General features: G+C 64.3%; 15 protein-coding genes and 1 riboswitch. Of the genes, 7 read left to right on the plus strand and 8 right to left on the minus strand.

Annotated elements, in window-relative coordinates; genetic code table 11:
- Positions 1 to 98: 98 nt before the first annotated feature.
- Positions 99 to 2,636 carry an ABC transporter permease gene (locus tag ACN6KF_RS23945; RefSeq protein WP_434959256.1) on the minus strand — a complete coding sequence of 846 codons (2,538 nt, stop codon included), beginning with the start codon at positions 2,634 to 2,636 and terminating at the stop codon, positions 99 to 101.
- A 123-nt stretch (positions 2,637 to 2,759) separates the two neighbouring features.
- Here ACN6KF_RS23945 and ACN6KF_RS23950 point away from each other — a divergent pair, with 123 nt between their 5' ends.
- Complete coding sequence (locus ACN6KF_RS23950; RefSeq protein ID WP_434959257.1) at positions 2,760 to 3,053, plus strand: ArsR/SmtB family transcription factor; 294 nt, start codon at positions 2,760 to 2,762, stop codon at positions 3,051 to 3,053.
- Positions 3,054 to 3,192: 139 nt separating this feature from the next.
- Positions 3,193 to 3,942 (plus strand): SDR family NAD(P)-dependent oxidoreductase, encoded by a 750-nt coding sequence (locus ACN6KF_RS23955; protein WP_434959258.1) that lies wholly within the window; start codon positions 3,193 to 3,195, stop codon positions 3,940 to 3,942.
- 81 nt (positions 3,943 to 4,023) lie between these two features.
- Here ACN6KF_RS23955 and ACN6KF_RS23960 read toward each other — a convergent pair whose 3' ends face one another.
- The 7 genes from ACN6KF_RS23960 to ACN6KF_RS23990 form a co-directional block, all read right to left on the minus strand.
- Positions 4,024 to 5,076, minus strand: a complete 1,053-nt coding sequence (locus ACN6KF_RS23960; protein ID WP_434959259.1) for an alpha/beta hydrolase family protein — start codon at positions 5,074 to 5,076, stop codon at positions 4,024 to 4,026.
- 304 nt (positions 5,077 to 5,380) lie between these two features.
- A complete protein-coding gene (locus ACN6KF_RS23965) occupies positions 5,381 to 6,556 on the minus strand; it encodes a rhomboid family intramembrane serine protease (protein WP_434959260.1) in 1,176 nt (391 codons plus the stop codon).
- The gene (cobT, locus tag ACN6KF_RS23970; protein WP_434959754.1) at positions 6,553 to 8,442 is read right to left on the minus strand and encodes a cobaltochelatase subunit CobT; all 1,890 of its coding nucleotides are present in this window, start codon (positions 8,440 to 8,442) and stop codon (positions 6,553 to 6,555) included. Before cobT ends, ACN6KF_RS23965 begins: the two co-directional genes overlap by 4 nt.
- Before the next feature lie 136 nt (positions 8,443 to 8,578).
- Positions 8,579 to 9,565, minus strand: coding sequence for a cobaltochelatase subunit CobS (cobS, locus tag ACN6KF_RS23975; protein WP_149252575.1), 987 nt, complete (start codon positions 9,563 to 9,565; stop codon positions 8,579 to 8,581).
- Positions 9,566 to 9,859: 294 nt separating this feature from the next.
- Entirely contained in the window at positions 9,860 to 10,456 is a 597-nt protein-coding gene (locus ACN6KF_RS23980) for a J domain-containing protein (protein WP_434959261.1), read from the minus strand.
- A 468-nt stretch (positions 10,457 to 10,924) separates the two neighbouring features.
- Positions 10,925 to 11,689 carry a CbtA family protein gene (locus ACN6KF_RS23985; RefSeq protein ID WP_434959262.1) on the minus strand — a complete coding sequence of 255 codons (765 nt, stop codon included), beginning with the start codon at positions 11,687 to 11,689 and terminating at the stop codon, positions 10,925 to 10,927.
- Positions 11,690 to 11,707: 18 nt separating this feature from the next.
- Positions 11,708 to 11,920, minus strand: coding sequence for a CbtB domain-containing protein (locus ACN6KF_RS23990; RefSeq protein WP_068284091.1), 213 nt, complete (start codon positions 11,918 to 11,920; stop codon positions 11,708 to 11,710).
- A gap of 30 nt (positions 11,921 to 11,950) precedes the next feature.
- A riboswitch (cobalamin riboswitch) is annotated at positions 11,951 to 12,096 on the minus strand.
- 132 nt (positions 12,097 to 12,228) lie between these two features.
- Between ACN6KF_RS23990 and ACN6KF_RS23995 the strand changes: the two genes are divergently transcribed.
- The 5 genes from ACN6KF_RS23995 to ACN6KF_RS24015 all read left to right on the plus strand — a co-directional run bounded on the left by ACN6KF_RS23995 (position 12,229) and on the right by ACN6KF_RS24015 (position 21,424).
- Positions 12,229 to 12,783: a histidine phosphatase family protein gene (locus ACN6KF_RS23995; RefSeq protein WP_434959263.1), complete on the plus strand. Its 555-nt coding sequence runs from the start codon at positions 12,229 to 12,231 to the stop codon at positions 12,781 to 12,783.
- A 115-nt stretch (positions 12,784 to 12,898) separates the two neighbouring features.
- On the plus strand, positions 12,899 to 14,215 hold the full coding sequence (locus tag ACN6KF_RS24000; RefSeq protein ID WP_434959264.1) for a UDP-glucose dehydrogenase family protein: 1,317 nt from the start codon (positions 12,899 to 12,901) through the stop codon (positions 14,213 to 14,215).
- A 423-nt stretch (positions 14,216 to 14,638) separates the two neighbouring features.
- On the plus strand, positions 14,639 to 15,805 hold the full coding sequence (locus ACN6KF_RS24005; protein WP_434959265.1) for an efflux RND transporter periplasmic adaptor subunit: 1,167 nt from the start codon (positions 14,639 to 14,641) through the stop codon (positions 15,803 to 15,805).
- A 15-nt stretch (positions 15,806 to 15,820) separates the two neighbouring features.
- The gene (locus tag ACN6KF_RS24010; RefSeq protein WP_434959266.1) at positions 15,821 to 19,045 is read left to right on the plus strand and encodes an efflux RND transporter permease subunit; all 3,225 of its coding nucleotides are present in this window, start codon (positions 15,821 to 15,823) and stop codon (positions 19,043 to 19,045) included.
- Positions 19,046 to 19,456: 411 nt separating this feature from the next.
- Positions 19,457 to 21,424: a BTAD domain-containing putative transcriptional regulator gene (locus ACN6KF_RS24015; protein ID WP_434959267.1), complete on the plus strand. Its 1,968-nt coding sequence runs from the start codon at positions 19,457 to 19,459 to the stop codon at positions 21,422 to 21,424.
- Positions 21,425 to 21,672 lie beyond the last annotated feature (248 nt).

Consider the following 21,672-nt stretch of genomic DNA (forward strand, 5'->3'; position numbering starts at 1 on the left):
GCTTGCAATGTTGCCGGCATGCAGCCCTGGGGCGATCGACCTTCGCTCCCTGAACTTCAGCTTCAACGCCTGCTTTTCCGAACACCTGCCGTTCCAGCCTAGAGGCTGCGCAGATGAGAGGCCGGTTTCTGACGCAGGATGCGCCAGGTGCCGGCCAGTCCGAACAGGATGGTCAGCGCCAGGGCCCCGAAAGCGGCGCCGAAGGCCGGTCCGGCCAGGAAGGTGAAGCTGAAGTTCATCAGATAGGTGACGATCAGCCAGGCGCAAGCCGTGCCGGCAACCACGCCGAACAGGGCGGTGGCGAGGCCCAGCAGGCCATATTCGAGAATGAAGGCGAACAGGATGCGCCCGCGCGTGGCGCCGAGCACCTTGAGGATGACGGCATCGTACAGCCGGCTGCTCTGCCCAGCGGCCAGAGCCCCGGCCAGCACCAGGATCGAGGCGACCAGGGCGATGGCGGCGGCGGCCCGGATCGCCATGGCGAGCTGGCCGGCGAGATCGGCGAAGCTCTGCAGCGCGTCCTTGATACGCACGGCCGTCACCATCGGGAAGGCATCGGCGACTTGCTTGAGCAGGCCGAGCTCGACGGCATCACCCGCCCCATGGGGGAAGGTCAGGGTGGCGATATCCGTCACCGGTGCGCCCTTGAAGGTGTTCGGCGAATAGACCAGCACGAAATTGATGCCGAAATTCTGCCATTCCAGCTTGCGCAGCGCCCCGACCTTGGCGGTGATGTTGCGGCCGAGCACATTGACGGTGATGGGATCCCCGACGCCGAGGCCGAGGCCGTGCGCGACCTCCTGCTCCAGGGAGACCAAGGGCGGACCGGTATAATCGGGACCCCACCATTGCCCCTCGACCACGCGTGAGCCTGGAGGCACCGCATCGGTGAAGGTGACGCCGCGATCGCCGCTCAGTACCCAGGCGATGTTCGGCGGCGGCTTGATCTTCTCCGCCGGCACGTCCTTCACGCTGACGATACGCCCGCGCAGCATGGGAACGCGCTCGCTGGTCGCCTGCGGAGCGGCCTGCTTGAGGAAGGCGTCGAAGCGGGGCGCATCGGTGCGGCGGATGTCGACGAAGAAGAAGCTCGGCGCCTTGTCTGGAATGGCGGCGGAGAGCTGGTGGCGGATATTGCCGTCGACCAGGGTCAGCGCCACCAGCAGGCACAGGCCCAGGCCGAGCGACAGCACCACGGAAGGCGTGGCTGCACCGGGGCGGTGGATGTTGGTGACAGCCAGGCGCAGCGGCGTGTTGTGCGGACGGGGCAGCCGGCGGGCCAAAGCCATCAGGAGGCTCGCCACCACGCGCAGCAGGATGAAGGCGCCGAGCGCGGAGCCGACATAGACCAGGGCGACCCTGCGGTCGGCAGCGAAGAATACGGCCAGGGCGATCAGGGCTGCGACGGCCAGCCCGGCCGGGATCAGCACAGTCGGCGCGGGCCAGCGCCGTGTCGGGGCGATGGCATCGCGGAACAGCGCTGATACGGAGATGTCCCTGGCCCGTCCCAGCGGCAGCAGCGAGAAGGCGAGGGCCGTGAGCAGGCCATAGAGGGCAGCGAGCGCCAGTCCCGCCGGGTTGAGCACCGGCGTGATCGGCAGTGGCAGATAGTCGGCAAAGCCATAGGCCAGGATGAAGGGCAGGGCGGCGCCGGCGGCAAGGCCAATGGCGATGCCGAGGGCGGCCAGGAGCAAGGTCTGGGTGAGGTAGATGCCGGTGACCAGATTGGCGCCGGCCCCCAGCGTCTTCAGCGTGGCGATGCTGTCGCGCTGGCGCTCGACGAAAGCCCGCACCGCGTTGGCGACGCCGACGCCGCCCACCAGCAGGGCCGTCAGCCCGACGAGGGTGATGAACATGGTAAAGCGCTCGATGCCGCGGCGGAGTTCCGGTGAGGCGTCGTCACGGGTTCTCACCTCCCATCCGGCCTGGGGAAAGGCCTCATTGGCCTTCTGCCTGATGGCATCCGGCGAGACATTCGGCGGCAGGACCAGGCGATAGCGCCAGCGGATCAGCGATCCCGGCTGGATCAGGCCGCTTTCACGCAGGGCGTCCAGGGTGATCATCAGCCGTGGCCCGAAGGAAATGCCGCCGGCGATCTTGTCTGGCTCGCCGATGAGGCGATCGGCCAGAGTGACGCTCAGATTGCCGACGGTGACGCCGGCGCCCGGCTGCAGGCCGAGCCGGGCGAACAAAGCGGCGTCCGCGGCTGCCTCGACCCGGCTGCCCTGGCCTCCGATGGTTGATGACAGCGCCTTGCCCTGGCCGAACTCGACCGCGCCGAGCAGGGGATAGGCCTGGTCGACCGCCTTGATCTCGACCAGGGCGGTTTGTCCGTCCGGCGTCCGCGCCATGGCCCGCGTACTCGCCGCGATCGAGAGGCGGCCCTGCTGACCGATGAAGGCGAGTTCCTCGGGACTGGCTTCGCGGCCCACCAGGGTGAACTCGATGTCTCCGCCATTGATCACCCGGCCCTGGCTGCGCAGCCCGTCCGACAGGGCGCTGGAGATGGCGTCGACCCCGGCAATCGCCATGACGCCGAGGGCGAGGCAGGCCAGAAAGATACCGAAACCGCGGATACCGGCGCGCAATTCGCGCAGGGCAAAGCGCAGGGGAAGGGGAAGCGAAGACAGGGACATCGGTGATGTTGAGCGGAAGGACAAGGCCGAATCAAGGCAAAGTGGGGGCGCGCTCCGTTTACCGCAAGCCGTGCGTACCGTGATATTGCGCGAGGTCGTGGCAGGCATGATATAGGCTTCATCATGACCATGACCGCGCCAGTCGCGCTGACGGAGCGCCAATGCACCCTGATCGCCAGGGCGCTGGCCGAGCCGCGCCGCTTTCAGATGCTCAAGGAAATCGCCGGGCAGGGCGGCTCGATGGCCTGCGCCTGCATGCTGCAGAAGCATGAGATCACGCCGGCGACCTTCTCCCATCACATGAAGGAACTCGAGAACGCCGGTCTCATCGAGATCGTGCGCGAGGGCAAATTCGCCACTCTCGTGCTCAAGCGCGAGATGCTGGATGCCTATTTGCGCGAGCTGGCCAGCCTTTAAGCCTGCGGACGCCTGCCCATCGATGACCGAAAGGGACCCGTGGCAATCGTCCAGCAGAATTTCCCATCCCCTCGATCTTGTTTCATTTCGATGATTATCTAAATATCGAAACATCGTCATTCGAACCAAGAGACATTCAATGAGCAGATTGGCAGGTAAGGTGGCCGTGGTGACCGGTGCCTCGAAGGGTATCGGCGCGGGTATCGCAAAGAGCCTGGCGGCCGAGGGCGCCGCCGTCGTGGTGAACTATGCCTCGAGCCGGGACGGAGCCGAGAAGGTCGTCGCCGAGATCACCGCCAAGGGCGGCAAGGCGATCGCCGTCAAGGGCGACGTCTCCAAGGCGGAGGAGGTGAAGAAGATCTTCGCGGAGGCCAGGCAGGCCTATGGCCAGCTCGACGTGCTGGTGAACAATGCCGGTGTCTACGCTTTTGCACCGCTTGAAGAGGTGACGGAAGCCGAGTTCCATCGCCAGTTCAACACCAATGTGCTTGGGCTGCTGCTCGCCAGCCAGGAGGCCGAGAAGCATTTCGGCCCCGAAGGCGGCAGCATCATCAATATCGGCTCGGTTGCGACCGACGTCAATTTCCCGGCCACGTCGGTCTACACCGCCACCAAGGGGGCGGTGACCTCGATCACGCGGGTGCTGGCCAAGGAACTCGGCCCCAAGAAGATCAGGGTGAATTCGATCAACCCCGGCATGGTGGAGACGGAGGGCGTGCATGCCGCCGGCTTCATCGGCGGCGATCTGGAGAACCAGACCGTGGCCCAGACGCCGCTGGGACGCATCGGCCAGCCCGGCGACATCGCGCCTGTCGCGGTCTTCCTGGCCTCGGGCGAATCCGGCTGGCTGACCGGTGAGGTGCTGGCCGTCTCGGGCGGTGTCCGATAAGCATCGAGACAGGGAAGGGCGGAACGCCAGCTAGAGTGTTCTGCCCTCGATGCATCCAATTCCGTGATCGGGACCGGTGCTCTAGGGGGCGGTTCGCAATGCCCGGCTGAATCCGGCCACCACCCTTTCGATCAAGTCGGCGTGGACAGCCTGTCGTGACCGGCCCCCGCCGTCCGAACAGATCGGATCCCCCACATTCTCCGCCTCGGCGATCTGCGCCGCGCCCGGCTTGCACAGTGCGAACATGCTGTAGTGGCTGGCATCCGCGATCGTCGCATAGGTCGAGACGGGGATGGCTTTTGCGACCCCTGCGGCCTGTGCCGTCGCCGGAATGCTTTCGGCCCGGCCGAGATTGACGAGCGCAACCGGGATGTCGATGCTCGAAAAGCTTGCGAAGTCGAAGACATCGATAGGGGCCGGGTCGATCGCCATGGCAAAGCGGATGCGCCTGTCCCGACCATTCCGGCCAGCCGGTTGCAGATCCAGGGCGTGAAGGTCGACGCCGCTTTGCCGGACCCAATCGCAGAGGGACGGATTCAGCCGATCGGTGTCGCAATAAGCAGCTAGGAGCTTGGGATCGATACGGGCGCCGGCCAGGGCCAGCGCCGTATTGCCGCCCATGGAGAGGCCGAGAACGCCGATGTCGCCGGCTTTCAAATGATCCTTGAAGAAAGGCTCCGCCTCCATCGCATCCAGGCTGTCGCTGATATCGGCGGGCCTGAGCCAGAGTTTCATCGTCTCCGCGGCGGATCTGTTCGCCCCGGTATTGCCGGGATGGGTGGGAGCCGCCACCACGAAGCCTTGCTCCGCCAAGGGGGCCGCAATCCAGCTCAGGGCTTGGGCATTGCCGGCCAGGCCGGCCCCATGGGAGAGCAGTATCAGCGGAAATTTCCCCGGCGCGATGGGGGCGTTGCGCCGTGCGGGCGTTCCCGTGAAGAACACGCCGTCACCGAGCACGACAGGCTCGCCGCCAGGCTGCGCAGGATACCATACCGTTACCTCGAGATCGGTGCCGCGCTCCCTGGAAGGAGCGGCAATCCGGCGGACGCCGGCACCGCCATCGGCGGCCGGCGCCTGCTGCGCCATCATCGTGGCGCAAAGGGCGACCGCCCAAACCATGATCCATGCCTTCATCGAAATTCTGGCCCCGTAGTCGCATGCCTGCAAATGCATCGAGATACTGGGTAGGGGCATGTTTCGCCGCAAAGCGCGACCTCGATCGCGTTCAGCTACGCCCGGAATGCGTTTCAGGAAACGCGGCCGGGCCAACTTACTGGCGGGATTGCCTTGGTCGATGCGGCGCAGGGGACCGCCTTCTGCAGCGATGCGGGGGTCTTGCGGCGTGCGCTGACCTCCGTCAGCGAGATCAAGAGCGCTTAGAGGATGAGACGTTTGAGAAAATGCGCGGCTATTGTCATATCCAGGCGCCGAGGTGCCCTCAATCCTCGCTGGTCAGCCGTCTCAGGCCGGCCTGGCTTTCGGCTATCGTCGGATCCTGGCTCAAGGCGGCCCTATAGTCGGCGATCGCCTCTTCGCGCCGGCCCAGGGCTTCGTAGATATGGGCGCGGGTGTCGAGAATGGCGGCGTCATTCGGTTCGGCCTTGAGAGCGGCATCGGCATCCGGCAGGCCTTCTTCGGCGCGCCCGAGCTTGAACAGGGACCAGGCCCTCAGATTCCGTACCGCGGCGTTGTCGCGCCCGCCCTTGATGGCGATATCGACATCGCGCAATGCGGCGACATAGTCGTCGCGCTGGGCGAGGATACTGGCACGCAGGAGAAGGGCATCCAAATTGCTTGGGTCAGCGGCGAGCGCCTGGTTGGCCCGATCCTGCAGATCGTCGAGGCGACGCGTTGTCAGCCCCTGGCGATCGGCACCGAATTGCCAGGCCAGCGAGGCTGTGTTGCCGAGCCCGAAGGTCAGAGACAGGAAAGCGAGGCTCGCCAGCGTAAAGGCAAGGCGACGAGGCTCCTGGAAGGGACCGATGCGCCGGGTGATGAGCATGGCCGCAGCCAGGCCGCCGAGAAAGCCGCCGAAATGGCCGGCATTGCTGATGCCGGGATTGAGCAGCCCATAGAGGAAATTGAGGGCCGCCCAGAAGGCGGCGTTGGTCATCAGGGCCCGGCCGAAGGCGTCGCCGCGTCGGGCGCCATAGAATAGGATGGCACCGAGCAGGCCGAACACGGCCCCGGAAGCACCGAGGGAAGAGGGTTCGCCCCACAGCACCGAGGCGGCTGCTCCGGCAATTCCACCGATGGCATAGATCACGAAGGCCTGCAGCCGCCCATAGCTCCGCTCCACCATCGGCATGACCTGCAGCAGCGAGAACAGGTTCAGCGCCAGATGGGGCAGGCTGGCATGCAGGTAGGGCGCGGTGAACAGTGTCCATAGTCGCCCCTGCATGAAGGGGACTTGGCCGCCGGTGCCGAGCGTGTAGAGGATCTCCTGGGATGGCTGCCAGAGTATCCGCCCCAGATTTTCGGGCGAGCCCGCGAACCAGGCCGTCGCCAGCACCGCAACGAGATAGAGCCCGCCGCAGATCGCGCCCAAGAGATAGGCCAGGGGCATCGGCCCGAACAGGGCCCGATGCCAGAGGGATTGCTGTCCGGAGCTCACGCCGCCGCTCGGCGCGAGCCCGACGACCCGGTCTCCTCGAAGAGTTCGGCGAGCTTGTCGGTCATGACGCCGCCGAGCTCCTCGGCGTCGACGATGGTAACGGCGCGCTTGTAGTAGCGCGTGACGTCATGGCCGATGCCGATGGCGATCAGCTCCACCGGCGAGCGGGTCTCGATATCCTCGATCACCCAGCGCAAATGGCGCTCCAGATAGTTGCCGGTGTTGACCGACAAGGTGGAATCGTCGACCGGGGCGCCGTCTGAGATCACCATCAGGATGCGCCGGCTTTCGAAGCGCCCGAGCAGGCGCTGATGGGCCCAGGCGAGCGCCTCACCGTCGATGTTCTCCTTGAGCAGGCCCTCGCGCATCATCAGGCCGAGATTCTTGCGGGCGCGGCGCCAGGGCGCATCGGCCGATTTGTAGACGATGTGCCGGAGATCGTTGAGACGGCCCGGGGAGGCCGGCTTGCCTGCTTGCAGCCAGCTCTCGCGGGACTGCCCGCCCTTCCAGGCCCTGGTGGTGAAGCCGAGAATCTCCACGCGCACGCCGCAGCGCTCCAGCGTGCGCGCGAGGATGTCGGCACAGGTCGCCGCCACCGTGATCGGGCGTCCGCGCATCGAGCCAGAATTGTCGATCAGCAGCGAGACCACCGTGTCGCGGAAATCGGTGTCGCGCTCGTGCATGAAGGAGAGGGCGGAGGTCGGATCGATGATGACGCGCGACAGTCGCGCCGGGTCGAGCATGCCTTCCTCGAGATCGAAATCCCAGGAGCGATTCTGCTGGGCCATCAGGCGGCGCTGCAGCCGGTTGGCCAGGCGTGCCACCACGCCCGACAGGCTGGAAAGCTGCTTGTCGAGATAGGCGCGCAGGCGATCGAGCTCCTCGGGGTCGCACAGATCGGGCGCCTCGACGATCTCGTCGAAACGGGTGGTGAAGGCGCGATAGTCGCTGGCCCGCCGCTCGTTGTCGCGATGCTCGGGCGGCCGCCAGGGCTGGGCAGCCTCTTCGGCGTCGCCGGTCTCGGTGTCGTCGGGCATGTCGGAGGAGGGCGACTCCGCATCCTGCGTCTCGCCGTCCTGGGAATCCTCGTCCTCGGTCTCGGTTTCCTCGAGCTTCATGGAGTCGGAATCGTCCTGGACCTCGCCCTGGTTCTCCTGGTTCTCGCCCTCCTGCTCGCTCTCGGCGTCATTGTCGCGATCGTCGGAGTCATCCGTGTCGGCCTGCGCCTCTTCGGACAGGCCCATATGGGTCAGGAGGTCGTTCATGGCGCGGGCGAAGGCGCGCTGGTTCTCGATCACGCTGTCGAGGCGCGCCAGATCCTTGCCGGCCTTTTCCTCGATGAGCGGGCGCCACAGATCCACCAGCTTGCGGGCCGGCTCCGGCGGAGCGAGGCCGGTCAGCTTCTCGCGCACCATCAAAGCGAGGGCATCCTCGACCGGAGCCTCCTCGCGGGCGCGGATGTCCTCATATTTGCCGCCGCGGAAATAGCGGTCCTCCAGCATGGCGGTGAGGTTGTTGGCCACGCCCGTCATGCGGCGCGAGCCGATCGCCTCGCAACGGGCCTGCTCGACCGCATCGAACACGCTGCGCGCCTGCTCGTTCTGGGGAGCATGCCGGCGATGGACGGCCGGATCGTGACAGGCGAGCCGCAGGGCCATCGCATCGGCCTGGCCGCGCACGATCGCCGCGACATGGGCGTCGAGCTTGCGCGGCGGCTCGGCAAGGCGCGCCTTGTCCGCCATCAGCATCGGCTTTTCCGAAGCGAAGGTCACTTCGAGATCCGGCTTGCGGGCGATGGCGCGCAGGGCCCCGGCCACCGAACGCTTGAAGGCGTCGTTGGGAACATCCTTGGGCTTTTCGCCGGGCTTGCGGTTTGTCGTCATGATCCCTGTCGATCCTGGGAGCGCGGGCGTCGGCGCTGTTGGTGTGCCGGTCTTCAGACCGGCATTTCTTGCCCGCGCCGCTGCAATGCCGGTCCAGCTCCATCACTTGATGGGGCTGGGCAGACCGGCACACCCGATGTTACGTCAGCGCGACGTTCACCGAGCTCTCGGCCAGCTCCGCGCCGAAAGCGCGCTGGTAGAACTCGGCTACGAGGCTGCGTTCGAGCTCGTCGCACTTGTTGAGGAAGGTGACCCGGAAGGCAAAGCCGATATCGTGGAAGATATTGGCGTTCTCGGCCCAGGTGAGCACCGTACGCGGCGACATCACGGTGGAGAGGTCTCCATTCATGAAGGCATTGCGGGTGAGATCGGCCACGCGCACCATCTTGTTGACGATGTCGCGGCCGTTCGGGCTCTTCTGGTAGTGCTTGGCCTTGGCCAGCACGATGTCGACTTCCTTGTCATGCGGCAGATAGTTCAGCGTGGTGACGATCGACCAGCGGTCCATCTGGCCCTGGTTGATCTGCTGGGTGCCGTGATAGAGACCGGACGTGTCGCCGAGGCCCACCGTATTGGTGGTGGCGAACAGGCGGAAGGCCGGATGAGGGCGAATCACGCGCTTCTGGTCGAGCAAAGTGAGCTTGCCGGAGATTTCCAGCACGCGCTGGATCACGAACATCACGTCGGGGCGGCCGGCATCATATTCGTCAAACACCAGGGCGATGTTGTTCTGCAGGGCCCAGGGCAACATGCCGTCGCGGAATTCGGTGACCTGCTTGCCGTCTTTGAGAACGATGGCGTCCTTGCCGACGAGGTCGATACGCGAGACGTGGCTGTCGAGGTTGATGCGAACGCAAGGCCAATTGAGCCGGGCGGCGACCTGCTCGATATGGGTCGACTTGCCGGTGCCGTGATAGCCCGTCACCATCACGCGGCGATTATGGGCAAAGCCCGCCAGAATCGCCAGGGTCGTCGGCTTGTCGAAAAGATAATCGGTATCGAGGTCCGGAACGTGGTCGGAGGACTGGGAATAGGCCGGTACTTCGAGATCCGTGTCGAAACCAAACAGCTTTTTGGCCGAAACCATGATGTCCGGCAGATTGGCCGGTGTCGTTGCGTCAGTCATTATGCCTTCCTTGGCTGGCGCCAGGACGGCGCAGCCGACAATCAGTTCCAGCGGGCCGGCGGTACTGGCCCCACCGAATTTCCCAGTCTCGCCAGGCGGGCATGGAAAATTCCGCGTCGTCTCCATAGCGTTTTGTGATTTGGTGGAATCACCAAGAATCGCAAAGACGCGTCGAACCAAAGAGCTAGAGCAAAAAGGCGTTTCCGTCTAAACGCGCTTTGCTCGAGGTCGGGCGGGGATCCCCGGGATTGGAACGCGCTCCAAACCTGGAAGTCTCGCCGGTGGTGCGGGCGCTCAGCAGAGCCCAGCGCTACGCAGCGTATTATAGGCCTGGATGATCCCGCGCAATTTATCTTCGCTGGATCGGTCCCCGCCATTGGCATCGGGATGGAGGCGTTTGACCAATGTTTTGTAGCGTGCCTTGATCTCGGGGCCGCTGGCCGTTTCCGGCAGATCGAGCGCTTCGAGGGCCTTGCGTTCCAGCAATTTCAGGCGTCGCCTTTCCGGTTCCGGCGCACTCTGCGTGCGTCCGAAGCCGTGCTCGCCCTCGAAGAAGCCGAAGCCGTCATGGATCTCCGGGCCAGGTTGCGGCCCTTCGCCGCGCTTCTTGGCCCAGGGATTGACGCCCATCGTCCAGGTCGGGCGATGGCCTGTGGCGGCATCGCGCTGATAGGCGCTCACCGAGTCGTCCGGCAGGCCTGCGAAATAATTGTAGGTCTTGTTGTATTCGCGAACGTGCCCCAGGCAGAAATGCCAGAACTGGCCTTCGCGGTTGCGCCCCTTGGGCGCGCGAAATTCACCGGCGTTTCGGCAGCCGGCATGTTCGCATAGCTGTACGCTCGCCGGCTGGACCTCTTCGGCCCTTGGGCGCACCCGGATGCGATCAAACAAGGGCGAGTCCAGATCCATAATGACACACTATGCGAGGGTGAACACAAATGGGCAAGCATGAGCTTGGACGCAAGAGCGTTTTGTAATTTGAGTGAAGCATGTCAAATCGCAAGGACGCTCCAGCCGATCCAAAGGACTGGCTTGGAACCAAACAGTGAGAGCAAACAAGCGTTCATACCTGAACGCGCTTTGCTCTGGGGTTAATTGAGGCGGAATGCCGCTGCAGATTTTGAAATATGGGGTCTGCTGACCCGAAAAAGAAAGAGGCCGCCGAATGGCGGCCCAAGTCTTAGGGAGGAAACGCCCAAGGAGGGCAGTGGGGGAGCGCAAACGCGCATCCACCACGTCCGTAAAGTGATCCTGATGCGTTCATTTCGCAAGTGCGAAATGAAAGAAATTTTGAAAACCGGCCCAAAACCGGGCCGGTGTTGTAAAAATGCGACGTTTGACGCGGTCGGTTGGCCTTTTTCAGCGGCTGGCGGAGGTTTGCAGCAGCTTCTGTGCTGCAACGCCGAAGGCGATCCCGAGCGTTGCCCATAGCACGGCATGGATGCCGAGCGAGGCAACGCGGAACTTCCATAGCACCGTGGCCGAGAAATCCGCCGGGATGTCGTTGACGGCCGGCAGAATCTGCATGGCGACCACCATCACCACCAGATAGGCGGCAGCCCCCACCAGGTTGGCGTTCCAGCGGCCGAGGCTGGCGGCGAGCCGGTTCGCCGTGCCCAGGGCGGCCGCCATCGTCACCAGGGAGAGCAGGATCATGCCGAAATAGAAGGCGGTCCGCAGGCCGATCGTGTCGGGATTGCCAACGGCCGGCGGGTTACTCGGATATTTGATCTCCGCCACCAGCTTGATTGCAGCGAAGCCGGCGATGGCGATCAGGCCTGCTGTCGCGCGCGGGCTGAGCGTGCCGATCCGTCCCTGCGCGAAGGCGAAGACCAAAGCGAAGATGCCGCCGAGGGCTGCGCCATAGACGACCATGCCGGTCATGAGGCCGTAGCTGGACTGCACCGGCCGGCTGACCGGGTCTTCCTCATGTTCATGTGCTGCGGCCGACTGGGAGGTTGCCGGCGTTGCGGATGGCGCCGGCGCGGCGGCGACCGCGTGGCTTTCCTCATAGGCGATAGCGGCATCGACCTGTGGTTCACCGAAGACCCAGGCGAAGCCAGACGCCAACAGTCCGGCCAGGATGCCTATCAGCATCCCCCGGATCAAAAGCGATCTAACCATGTCGTTTGCCTATGCGCCCTAGTGGCAGGGGAAGCCGAGCAGATGGCGAGCGTCGTGCACGAATTCGTGGATGTAGACGCCGGGAATCAGCGAGGTCGCGCCTTGCTCGGCGCCGACGAAATAAATGGCGAGTACGGCCAGGAGCACGGTAAAGAGCGCCCAGGGCAAGATCTCGCGGACCGGGATGGCGATCGGCTGCTGGGCGACGGGTGCCAGAGTTGCGGTGGTCATGAAAAGCTCCTTGGGATTACGCGTCCCGCTACGAGTCATGCTGCCTTGGAAGAGGTCTGACTTCCGGACAGCGCCCAAGCGCCGCCGTTCACAGTGGCGCGACCGTGCCGGATTCACACCGGCTTCCCACCCTTGGCAAAGCCCTTCCATAAGAGCCCAAGTCACGAACATGTCAATATTCCGGAAGCGACTTAGAGCATAAGTTGCGCGACTTTTTGGACGATACCATGCGTTGAAACAAAAACTTAGGGAGCATGATCCGATTGGTTCGGTCGAATCATGCACTCTAAGTCTTGGGAACTGCCGTCATGACACCACGCCTGATCCTGCTATGCCATGGGGCTACGCCTGCGGTGCGCGCAGCGGGTTTTCCCCTCGATGAGGCGCTCGATGCAAGAGGGCTGGCTGCGGCGCGGAAGCTGGAAGGGCATTTCGGCAGGCCGGCCCGCATCCTGAGCAGCCCGGCGCTCAGGGCTCGCCAGACCGCGCAGGCCCTCGGCCATGATCCTGAGGTCGATGAAGCCCTGCGCGAATGCGATCATGGCCGCTGGGCAGGGCTTGCCCTGGACGCGGTAGCGGCCGCCGAACCCGAGGCGCTCCGGGCATGGCTGACCGATCCGGATGCCTGCCCGCATGGCGGAGAGAGTGTTGCAACCCTGATTGCGCGGGTCGGCGCCTGGCTCGATGGCAGGCGGTTCGAGGGGTATACGCTCGCCGTTACCCACGCTTCGGTGTTGCGCGCCGCGGTCGTTCGCGCCCTCGGGGCCGAGGCTCGTTCCTTCTGGCGTATCGATGCCGCCCCGTTGGCGACAGCCGATCTCAGGCCATCCGGCCGGGGCTGGTCGCTGCGGTTGGGGGCATAGAGGCGTTGAGCAGGGCTCTCCAACGGAGTTCCTCTCTTTTTTCGTCATTGGCATGTCGCCGGGCCTTTTGTAGACACGCGTCTGACGGATTGGTCGTCCAAACAGGATTGATGTCATGCGCGTTGCAATGATCGGTACGGGTTATGTCGGCCTGGTGACGGGGGCCTGCCTCGCCGATTTCGGCCATGTCGTCACCTGCGTCGACAAGGATCCGGCCAAGATCGAGGGCCTGCTGGCCGGCCGCATGCCGATCTACGAGCCGGGCCTCGAGGATCTGGTGGCCCGCAATGTGCGTGAGAAGCGCCTGTCCTTCACCACCGAGCTTGCGCCCGCCGTCCGCGATGCCGCCGTGGTGTTCCTGGCCGTCGGCACACCCTCGCGCCGCGGCGACGGGCATGCGGATCTATCCTATGTCTATGGCGCGGTGCGGGAGATCGCGGCGGCGGTCGAAGGCTTCACCGTGGTGGTTACCAAGTCGACCGTACCGGTCGGCACCGGCGACGAAGTCGAGAGGCTGATACGCGAAGTCCGTCAGGATGCCGATGTCAGCGTGGTGTCGAACCCTGAATTCCTGCGCGAGGGCGCGGCGATCGAGGATTTCAAGCGTCCGGACCGCATCGTAGTCGGCACGGAGGAAGAGCGGGCCAAGGAGGCGATGGCCGAGGTCTATCGCCCGCTCCATCTCAACCAGGGGCCGTTGCTGTTCACGGATCGACGCACCTCCGAACTGATCAAATATGCCGCCAACGCCTTCCTGGCGACCAAGGTCACCTTCATCAACGAAATCGCCGATCTGTGCGAGAAGGCCGGCGCCAATGTGCAGGAAGTGGCGCGCGGCATCGGCCTCGACAACCGCATCGGCTCCAAATTCCTGCATGCGGGTCCGGGGTTCGGTGGCTCGTGCTTTCCCAAGGATACGCTGGCGCTGCTGCGCACCGGCCAGGAACATGGCGTGCCCTTGCGCATCGTCGAAGCGGTGGTCGGCGTCAACGATGCCCGCAAGGCGGCGATGGCACGCCGCGTCATCGCGGCCCTCGACGGCAACATCGCCGGCAAGACGGTGGCCCTGCTCGGCCTCGCCTTCAAGCCGAACACCGACGACATGCGCGACAGCCCCTCGGTCCCGATCGTGCTCGCCCTGCAGGACAAGGGCGCCCGGGTGCGCGCCTACGATCCCCAGGCGATGGAGGAGGCGCACAAGACCCTCAGCGATGTCGATTATCGCTCCAGCGCCTATGATTGCCTCGACGGGGCCGATGTTGCCGTGATCGTCACCGAATGGGACGAGTTTCGGGCGCTTGACCTCGAACGGGTCAAAAGCCTGCTCACGCGGCCGGTGATCGTCGACCTGCGCAACATCTACCGGCTCGACGACATGAAGCGGCACGGCTTTCGCTATGAGAGCATCGGGCGCGAGGGGACGACACCCTGACCTTTTTGCGGGCGAGCTTGGCTCAGGCCCGATGCTGCTCCCAGGACAGGGTCAAACCCCGCCCCTTTCGGGAAGGGATTGATGCGCTTGGCTTGTAAATGGCCGGAATGTGGGTCCGCCGGCGTCAAGTACTGGCGCGAGAAGCGGCGGGCCTGTTGCGGATTTGCATCAAGTCCCAACTCACGGTTGCAGGGCGCCGATCTTGATTGGATCAAAGCGGTAAGAATTATCATACTATAAGGCCCACACGGCGATTCTGCCCCGATTCCGGCCGGCCGAGCGCTGAACAGGATCTCCGAACCTGCCCTGATGGGTGCAGGCTGGGAAATCCTGCAGGATTTTCAGACGCCAGCTCCAGTGCCCGCGACAAGGCCATTAGCCATGCGGGCGGTTTGGCTGAGGTGCTTGCTTGCGAGGATGTTCATGTCGAGGTTGCGTCGCAAAATAGGTCGGCTGGCCGCCGGCGTACTGGCTTTGGCGGCCCTCGAGGGGGTGGGCACCGCGCTCGCCCAGCAAATGCCGGCCATGCCGGTGACGGTGGCCAATCCGGTCAGTCGCAAGATCACAGAATCGGTCGAGTTCACCGGTCGTTTCCAGGCCTGGCCGCAGGTGAACATCACCTCGCGTGTCACCGGCTATCTCGACAAGTCGAGCTTCGTGGAAGGGTCCCTCGTGAAGGAGGGCGACGTGTTGTTCTCGATCGATCCGCGCCCGTTCCAGGCCGCGGTCGACCAGGCGGCCGCCCAGGTGAAGATCACGCAGACCAGGATCGACCTGACCAAGGCCAATCTGGCGCGTGCCGAGGCGTTGAGGAAGACCGGCAACGTTACCGATGCCACCTACCAGGCCAACCTCCAGGCCTATCAGGAAGCGGCGGCCTCGATCGATTCGGCCAACGCGGCACTGGCAACGGCCAAGCTCGACCTCAACTATGCCACCATCGCCGCACCGATCTCGGGCAGGATCGCCCGTCAGCTGGTATCGCGCGGCAATCTGGTGGTAGCCAACTCGACCTCGCCCCTGGTGTCGATCGTCGCTGTCGACCCGATCTATTTCTACTTCGACTTCGACGAGGCGAGCTACCTTGCCTATCAGCGGGCCTCCAAGCACAAGATGGATGCTGGTGGCACCGAGCCCGCGCTGACGGCCGAGATCGGCCTGTCGGACGAGAAGACCTTCTCCCACAAGGGCACGCTCGACTATCTCGCACCGCAGGTCGACGCCCAGACCGGCACCGTCACGGCGCGTGCCAAGATCGCCAATGCCGACGGCTTCCTCACCTCCGGCCTGTTCGGGCGCGTTCGCATCACCATCGGCGAACCCTATGAGGCGTTGGTCGTGCCCGATGTGGCGGTGGGCCAGTCGGCACAAGGGCGCTATGTCATCGTGGTCGGCACCGACAAGATCGCCAATATCCGCCCGGTAGAACTGGGCCCGAAATTCGGCAGCTTCCGCGTGATCAAGTCGGGCCTCAAGCCCGAGGACCAGGTGCTGATCAATGGCCAGATGCGCGCCCGCCCGGGCGGCGAGGTCGTGCCGCAACCCACCAAGCTGGACGTGCCTGAGACGCTCGTTCCCGACCCGAACTGATCGGGAGCGCAGCTCATGAAATTCGGCCATTTCTTCGTCGACCGCCCGATCTTTGCCGCCGTCGTTTCGATCGTCACGGTGGTGATCGGGCTCGTCTCCTATGTCGGACTGCCGATCGCGCAGTTCCCGCAGATCGCCCCACCGACCGTGGTGATCAACGCCACCTATCCCGGCGCCAATGCCCAGACCATCGCCGAAACGGTGGCCGCCCCCCTGGAGCAGTCGATCAACGGCGTGGAGGGGATGATCTACCAGACATCCCAGGCCACCAACGACGGCTCGCTGCAGATCACAGTCACCTTCGCTACCGGCACCGATCTCGACATCGCCCAGGTGCAGGTGCAGAACCGTGTCTCTTCTGCCGAGCCGCGCCTCCCGGCCGAGGTGCGGGCGCTGGGCATTACGGTCAACAAGTCCTCCTCAGACTTCCTGCTGATCGTCACGCTCTATTCGCCGGATAATTCGCTCAGCGACTATGGCATCTCCGATTATGCCATCCTCAACGTCAACGACATCCTCGCCCGCGTCGACGGCGTCGGCTCGACCTTCGCCTTCGGCCTGCGCGAGCCCTCGCTGCGCGTCTGGCTCGATCCGAACCGGCTGGCCAGTTTCGACCTGACGGCCGGCGACGTCGTACAGGCCTTGCGCGAACAGAACGTGCAGGTCTCGGGCGGCACGCTCGGCGCCCAGCCTTCGCCCAACAACACCACCAGCGAGATCACGGTCACCACCCTGGGCCGCTTCCAGGACGCCGAGCAATTCCGGAACGTGATCATCAAATCGACGCCGGACGGCCGCCTGCTGAAGCTGAGGGATGTCGCCCGCGTCGAGGTTGGCGCCAAGCAATACAGTTCCAACCTCTATCTCGACGGCCAGTCCACAGTGGGCATCGCCGTGCTGCAGCGGCCCGGATCCAACGCGCTGGCCACCGCCGATCGCGTCAAGGCTAAGATGGACGATCTCGCCAAGGCGTTTCCGCCGGGACTGAAATATTCCATCGTCTACAACCCCACCGAATTCGTCTCGGCCTCCATCGAGGCCGTCTACGAGACTTTCTTTGAGGCGATCGTGCTGGTGGTGATCGTCGTCTTCGTCTTCCTGCAGTCCTGGCGGGCGGCGATCATCCCGATCATTGCCATTCCCGTCTCGATCATCGGCACCTTTGCGGTGATGGCGGGGCTCGGCTTCTCGCTCAACATGCTCACTCTGTTCGGGCTGATCCTGGCGGTGGGCATCGTGGTCGACGACGCCATCGTGGTGGTGGAGAATGTCGAGCGCAACATTCATGATGGCATGACGCCCAATCGGGCTGCCCATGTCACCATGGACGAGGTCGGCCGCGCCGTGATCGCCATCGCCCTGGTGCTGTGTGCGGTGTTCGTGCCCACGGCCTTCATTCCTGGCATCTCTGGTCTGTTCTATCAGCAGTTCGCGGTGACCATCGCGGCGGCTACGGTGATCTCGGCCTTCAACTCACTGACCCTGTCGCCTGCGCTCGCCGCCCTCCTGCTCAAGCCGCACGATGCCGATCACAAGAGCCGGTTCTTCCTGCTGCGCTGGCTGCGGGGAGCGGGCGATGCCTTCAACCGTGGCTTCGACAGGCTGTCGCGTGGCTATGGCGGCACGGTGGGCTTTGCCGCCCGCCATAAGCTGGTATTCCTTCTCATCTATGGCGGCCTGCTCTTTGCCACCTGGCACGTCTATACCCGGGTGCCGACCGGCTTCGTGCCGGACTCGGACCAGGGCTATGCCATCGTGGTGGTGCAATTGCCTGACGGCGCCTCGCTGGAGCGCACCGACGCGGTGGTGCGCAAGGCCCAGCAGATTGCGGCGGGCAGCCCGGGCGTCGCCCATGTCATCGGCGTGGCCGGCTTTTCGGGCGCGACCTTCACCGCCGCCTCCAATGCCGCCACCATCTTCGTGCCGTTCAAGCCGTTCGACGAACGCCTGAAGGAAGGCTTGTCGGCGCAGGCCATCGTGGGCGAATTGCAAAAGCGCGTCTTCGCCATCGAGGAGGGCTTCGTCTTCGTGATTCCGCCGCCCACCATCCAGGGCCTCGGCACCGGCGCCGGCTTCAAGATGCAGGTACAGGATCGCGGCGGCGTCGGGCCGGAAGCCTTGATGCAGGCCGCCAATGCCCTGATCGGCAAGGCCAATCAGACGCCGGGCCTCACGCAGGTCTACACCACGCTGTCCAACAACGGGCCGCAGCTCTTCGTCAATGTCGACCGCGTCAAGGCGCGCATGCTCAACGTGCCGATCGGCAACATCTTCGAGGCCATGCAGGTCTATGTCGGTTCGGCCTATGTCAACGACTTCACGCGGCTGGGCCGGGCCTTCCAGGTGAATGCCCAAGCCGAAGGGCGTGACCGCCTCAACAAGGAAGACCTCGCCCGCCTGAAGGTGCGTAGCACCACCGGCGCCCTGGTGCCGCTGGGTTCGCTGATCTCCTTCGAGGAACGCACCGGCCCTGATACGGTGATGCGCCACAATCTTTACCCGGCCATCTATATCAGCGGCTCGGGCATGCCCGGCGTATCCTCCACCAGGGCGCTCGACCTGATGGAAAAAGCAGCCGCCGAGGTACTACCGCCAGGGGTCGGCTATGAGTGGACCGAGATCGCCTTCCAGGAGCGCTCGGTGGGCAACACGATCTATTTCGTGTTCGGCATCGCCGTGCTGTTCGTCTTCCTGTTCCTGGCTGCCCAATATGAAAGCTGGTCGCTGCCGCTCGCCATCATCCTGATCGTGCCGCTTTCCATCCTGGCGGCGCTGCTCGGCGGCATGGCTCGCGGTTTGCCTCTGTTCGGCGGCTGGTGGTTCAAGGTGATGGACAACAACATCATGACGCAGATTTCCTTCGTCATGCTGATCGGCCTCGCCGCCAAGAACGCCATCCTGATCGTGGAGTTCGCGCGCCAGCGCGAAGACCATGGCGATACGCCCTGGCAGGCGGTGGTCGAGGCCTGCCGGCTGCGCCTGCGGCCGATCCTGATGACCTCCTTCGCCTTCATCCTCGGCGCCGTGCCGCTGATGATCGCCACCGGTCCGGGCTCGGAACTGCGCCAGGCCATCGGCACGGCGGTCGTCTTCGGCATGAGTGGAGTGACCTTCCTCGGCCTCTTCCTCACGCCGGTGTTCTACGTCACCATTCGCCTGATCGTGCGCATGCTCTTCCGCGAGAAGCCCAAGCCCTCGACAGTGATTCCGGCGACGATGAACGAGCCGGAAGGCAGTTGAGGCCTGCTCCGATCCAATGGCTCCGGCATTGACGGGCCGACATGTCGGCCCGTCGCGTGGCAGAACAAAGCTGTCAAATCGCTTTTGAGGTAATATGGTAGTAAGAGTTGGTCGATCGAAGGGGCTTTTCTCTCCGTTTGATTGACTCGCCACACGATGTTGCCCATTCTCAGCCTCGCAGTGCGGTTTCGCGGCATGACGCGGCTCGCCCTGACGATACTCAGATGTACGTGGGCCTCGGCAGCTTTGTCGGCCTGGGGCAGTTCATCCGGCCTGGGTCTCGATGACGGGAAGATTGGCGCCAGCGTCATCTTGACGTGTGGTTGCGTATGGCATTTTGCGCATGATCCCCGGCATCGAGACTTCGTAACGCTGCGCTTCGCGAGAGGCGCCGAGGTCGTGGTGAACTGGATGGATGACAAGCCCTTCATAGCCCTTCGCCTGGTCGGTATTCCCCATCTCACGGTGACGGGGGAGGGGGTGTTTCCCGCCAAGGGCTATGTGCTTGTCGCCATGCTGCTGCTGGCCAGCAACCTGCGCATGAGCCGCCAGGCTGTCGCCGCCCTGCTTTGGGACGATGCACCCGAGGAAAAGGCGCTTACCAACCTGCGTCAGCTTCTCGTCCGTATCCATCGGATGTGGCCCTATGCCGATCCGCTGGTGGAAACCAGCGGCCCCCATCTCGCGGCCGGGCCGGGCGCGGACCGTAGCGATCTTGCTGCGATCCTGCGGCTGTCGAAATCGGGTGTGCTGGCCGAGAAGATGCAGGCCGTCCTGCTCGCCAAGGGCGATTTTCTCGATAGCATCGATTCGGGCGGTCCCGAACTTTCGCAATGGTTCCGCAGCGAGCGTGAACGCTTCCGTCGCGTCGTGTTGGCTTTGGCCACCGAAGTCCTGGTAGAGATGACGCGCTATGGTCGCGCGCCCGATCGAGAAATCGACCTGATCGGCGAGGTGATGCTCGCGCTCGAGCCGGAGCGGGAGGAGAGCTATCGCGTCCTGATCGAAGCCTATGGCCGGAACGGCAATATTCCGGCCGTGAATCGGGTTCATGCCGCCTTGACCGACATGCTTCACCGCGAATTCGGGGCGGAGCCCCGGCCCCAGACCGTCGCCACTTTGCGTCGTATCCTCGCCAGTGCGCCGCAGCCGCGGGTGCAGGTGGTCGGTGAGGCGCGCAATGCGCCCGACGAGCGTCTGGTCTTGGCGAGCACGGCTGCACCTCGCCTCCCGGGCTTGCCGCGCGTGGCGCTGTTTCCGCCGCGCCCGATACCGGGCCGCATGCTGGATCCCCTGCATAGGGCCCTGATCGAGGACGTCGCCAACGATCTGTCGCGTCACCGTACCTTCGCCGTGTTGGCGCCGCACAGCAGCTTCCGTGTCGCGGACGCGGGCGATGCAGGGCGTTGGGCCGCCTTGCGCAGCGCCTATCTGATTACCGGCTTCATGGTGCCGGGCAGCGAGCGCATGGCGCTCCGGCTGACGCGCCAGCCGGACGAGGAGATCGTCTGGGCTGCCGAATATCTGGTTTCGCCCGAGCGGCTGGCGCTTTCCTTCCGGCTGATCACCCGGCAGATCGCCGCCACCCTTGCCAACGAGATCGAACGCGACCAGCTCGATCGCTCCCGCGCCGATCCCAAGCCGGCTGCCTATTGCCATTATCTCGAAGGCCAGGCCCGGCTGCACAGTTTCGATCTCGCCCGGCTGCGCCGCGCGCGTGCCGAGTTCAAGCTGGCGACCGAGGAGGACGGGGATTTCGCGCCCTCGCGTGCCCGCATCGCCCAGACCTTGCAGCTCGAATGGCTGATGCTGGGTGGGACAGATCCATCCCTGCTCAACCAGGCCCGCGCGGAAGCCAATCTGGCGATGACGATCGATCCCGGCCACGGCACCGGGCACTGGATGTCGGCCGTGGTGGCGCTCTACCAGCATGATTTCGACTATACCGCCGAGAAATTCATGGAGGCGGAGGCGCTCAATCCGCATTCAGCCGATCTCCTGGTTCATCATGCCGATGCGCTTTCCCACCTTGGCGAGCCGGAACTGGGTTGGGAACGCTTCCAGCGGTCCCTGGAGCTCAATCCTTTCCCGCCGGACTATTACTGGTGGTTCGGCGCAACCATCGCCATCCGCCGCCGCCGCTTCGAGGAGGCGATCGAGCTGTGCGCCCGGATGGAGAATGATGAATCGGCCATGCGGGTGCTGGCGATGTGCCATGGCTTCGTCGGTGACTCCGTGATGGCCCGCCACTATGGGCGGCGTGTCATGGATACTTATCCGGGCATGTCCGCCCTGGACCTCGCCAGGCTGGCGCCGGATCGCCGCCAGGAGGATATTGAGTTCTGCGCTCAGGGCCTGCGCCTCGCCGGGCTTTCCTGAGGAACGAACTGGCCGACGGCTTGGATTCAAGAAGAGATCAGCGGGGCTGACGCGCGCGCGAAGTTCCGGACCGTCACCTTCCTTAAATGTATTGTCATCGCATGAAGCTCGATATTTTCCTGTTTCGAGCTTTGTTCGATTATTTTATTTTTAGATGTGATTTGAGTTTGACTTTTGATTTTTGAGATTAGTCACATAATTGAGGAGATTCGTATGATGGAGGCAGTCCGTCGTCATTTTCCAAATGA

The organism is Labrys methylaminiphilus subsp. lupini (genome assembly GCF_051161885.1).
Classification (GTDB): domain Bacteria; phylum Pseudomonadota; class Alphaproteobacteria; order Rhizobiales; family Labraceae; genus Labrys.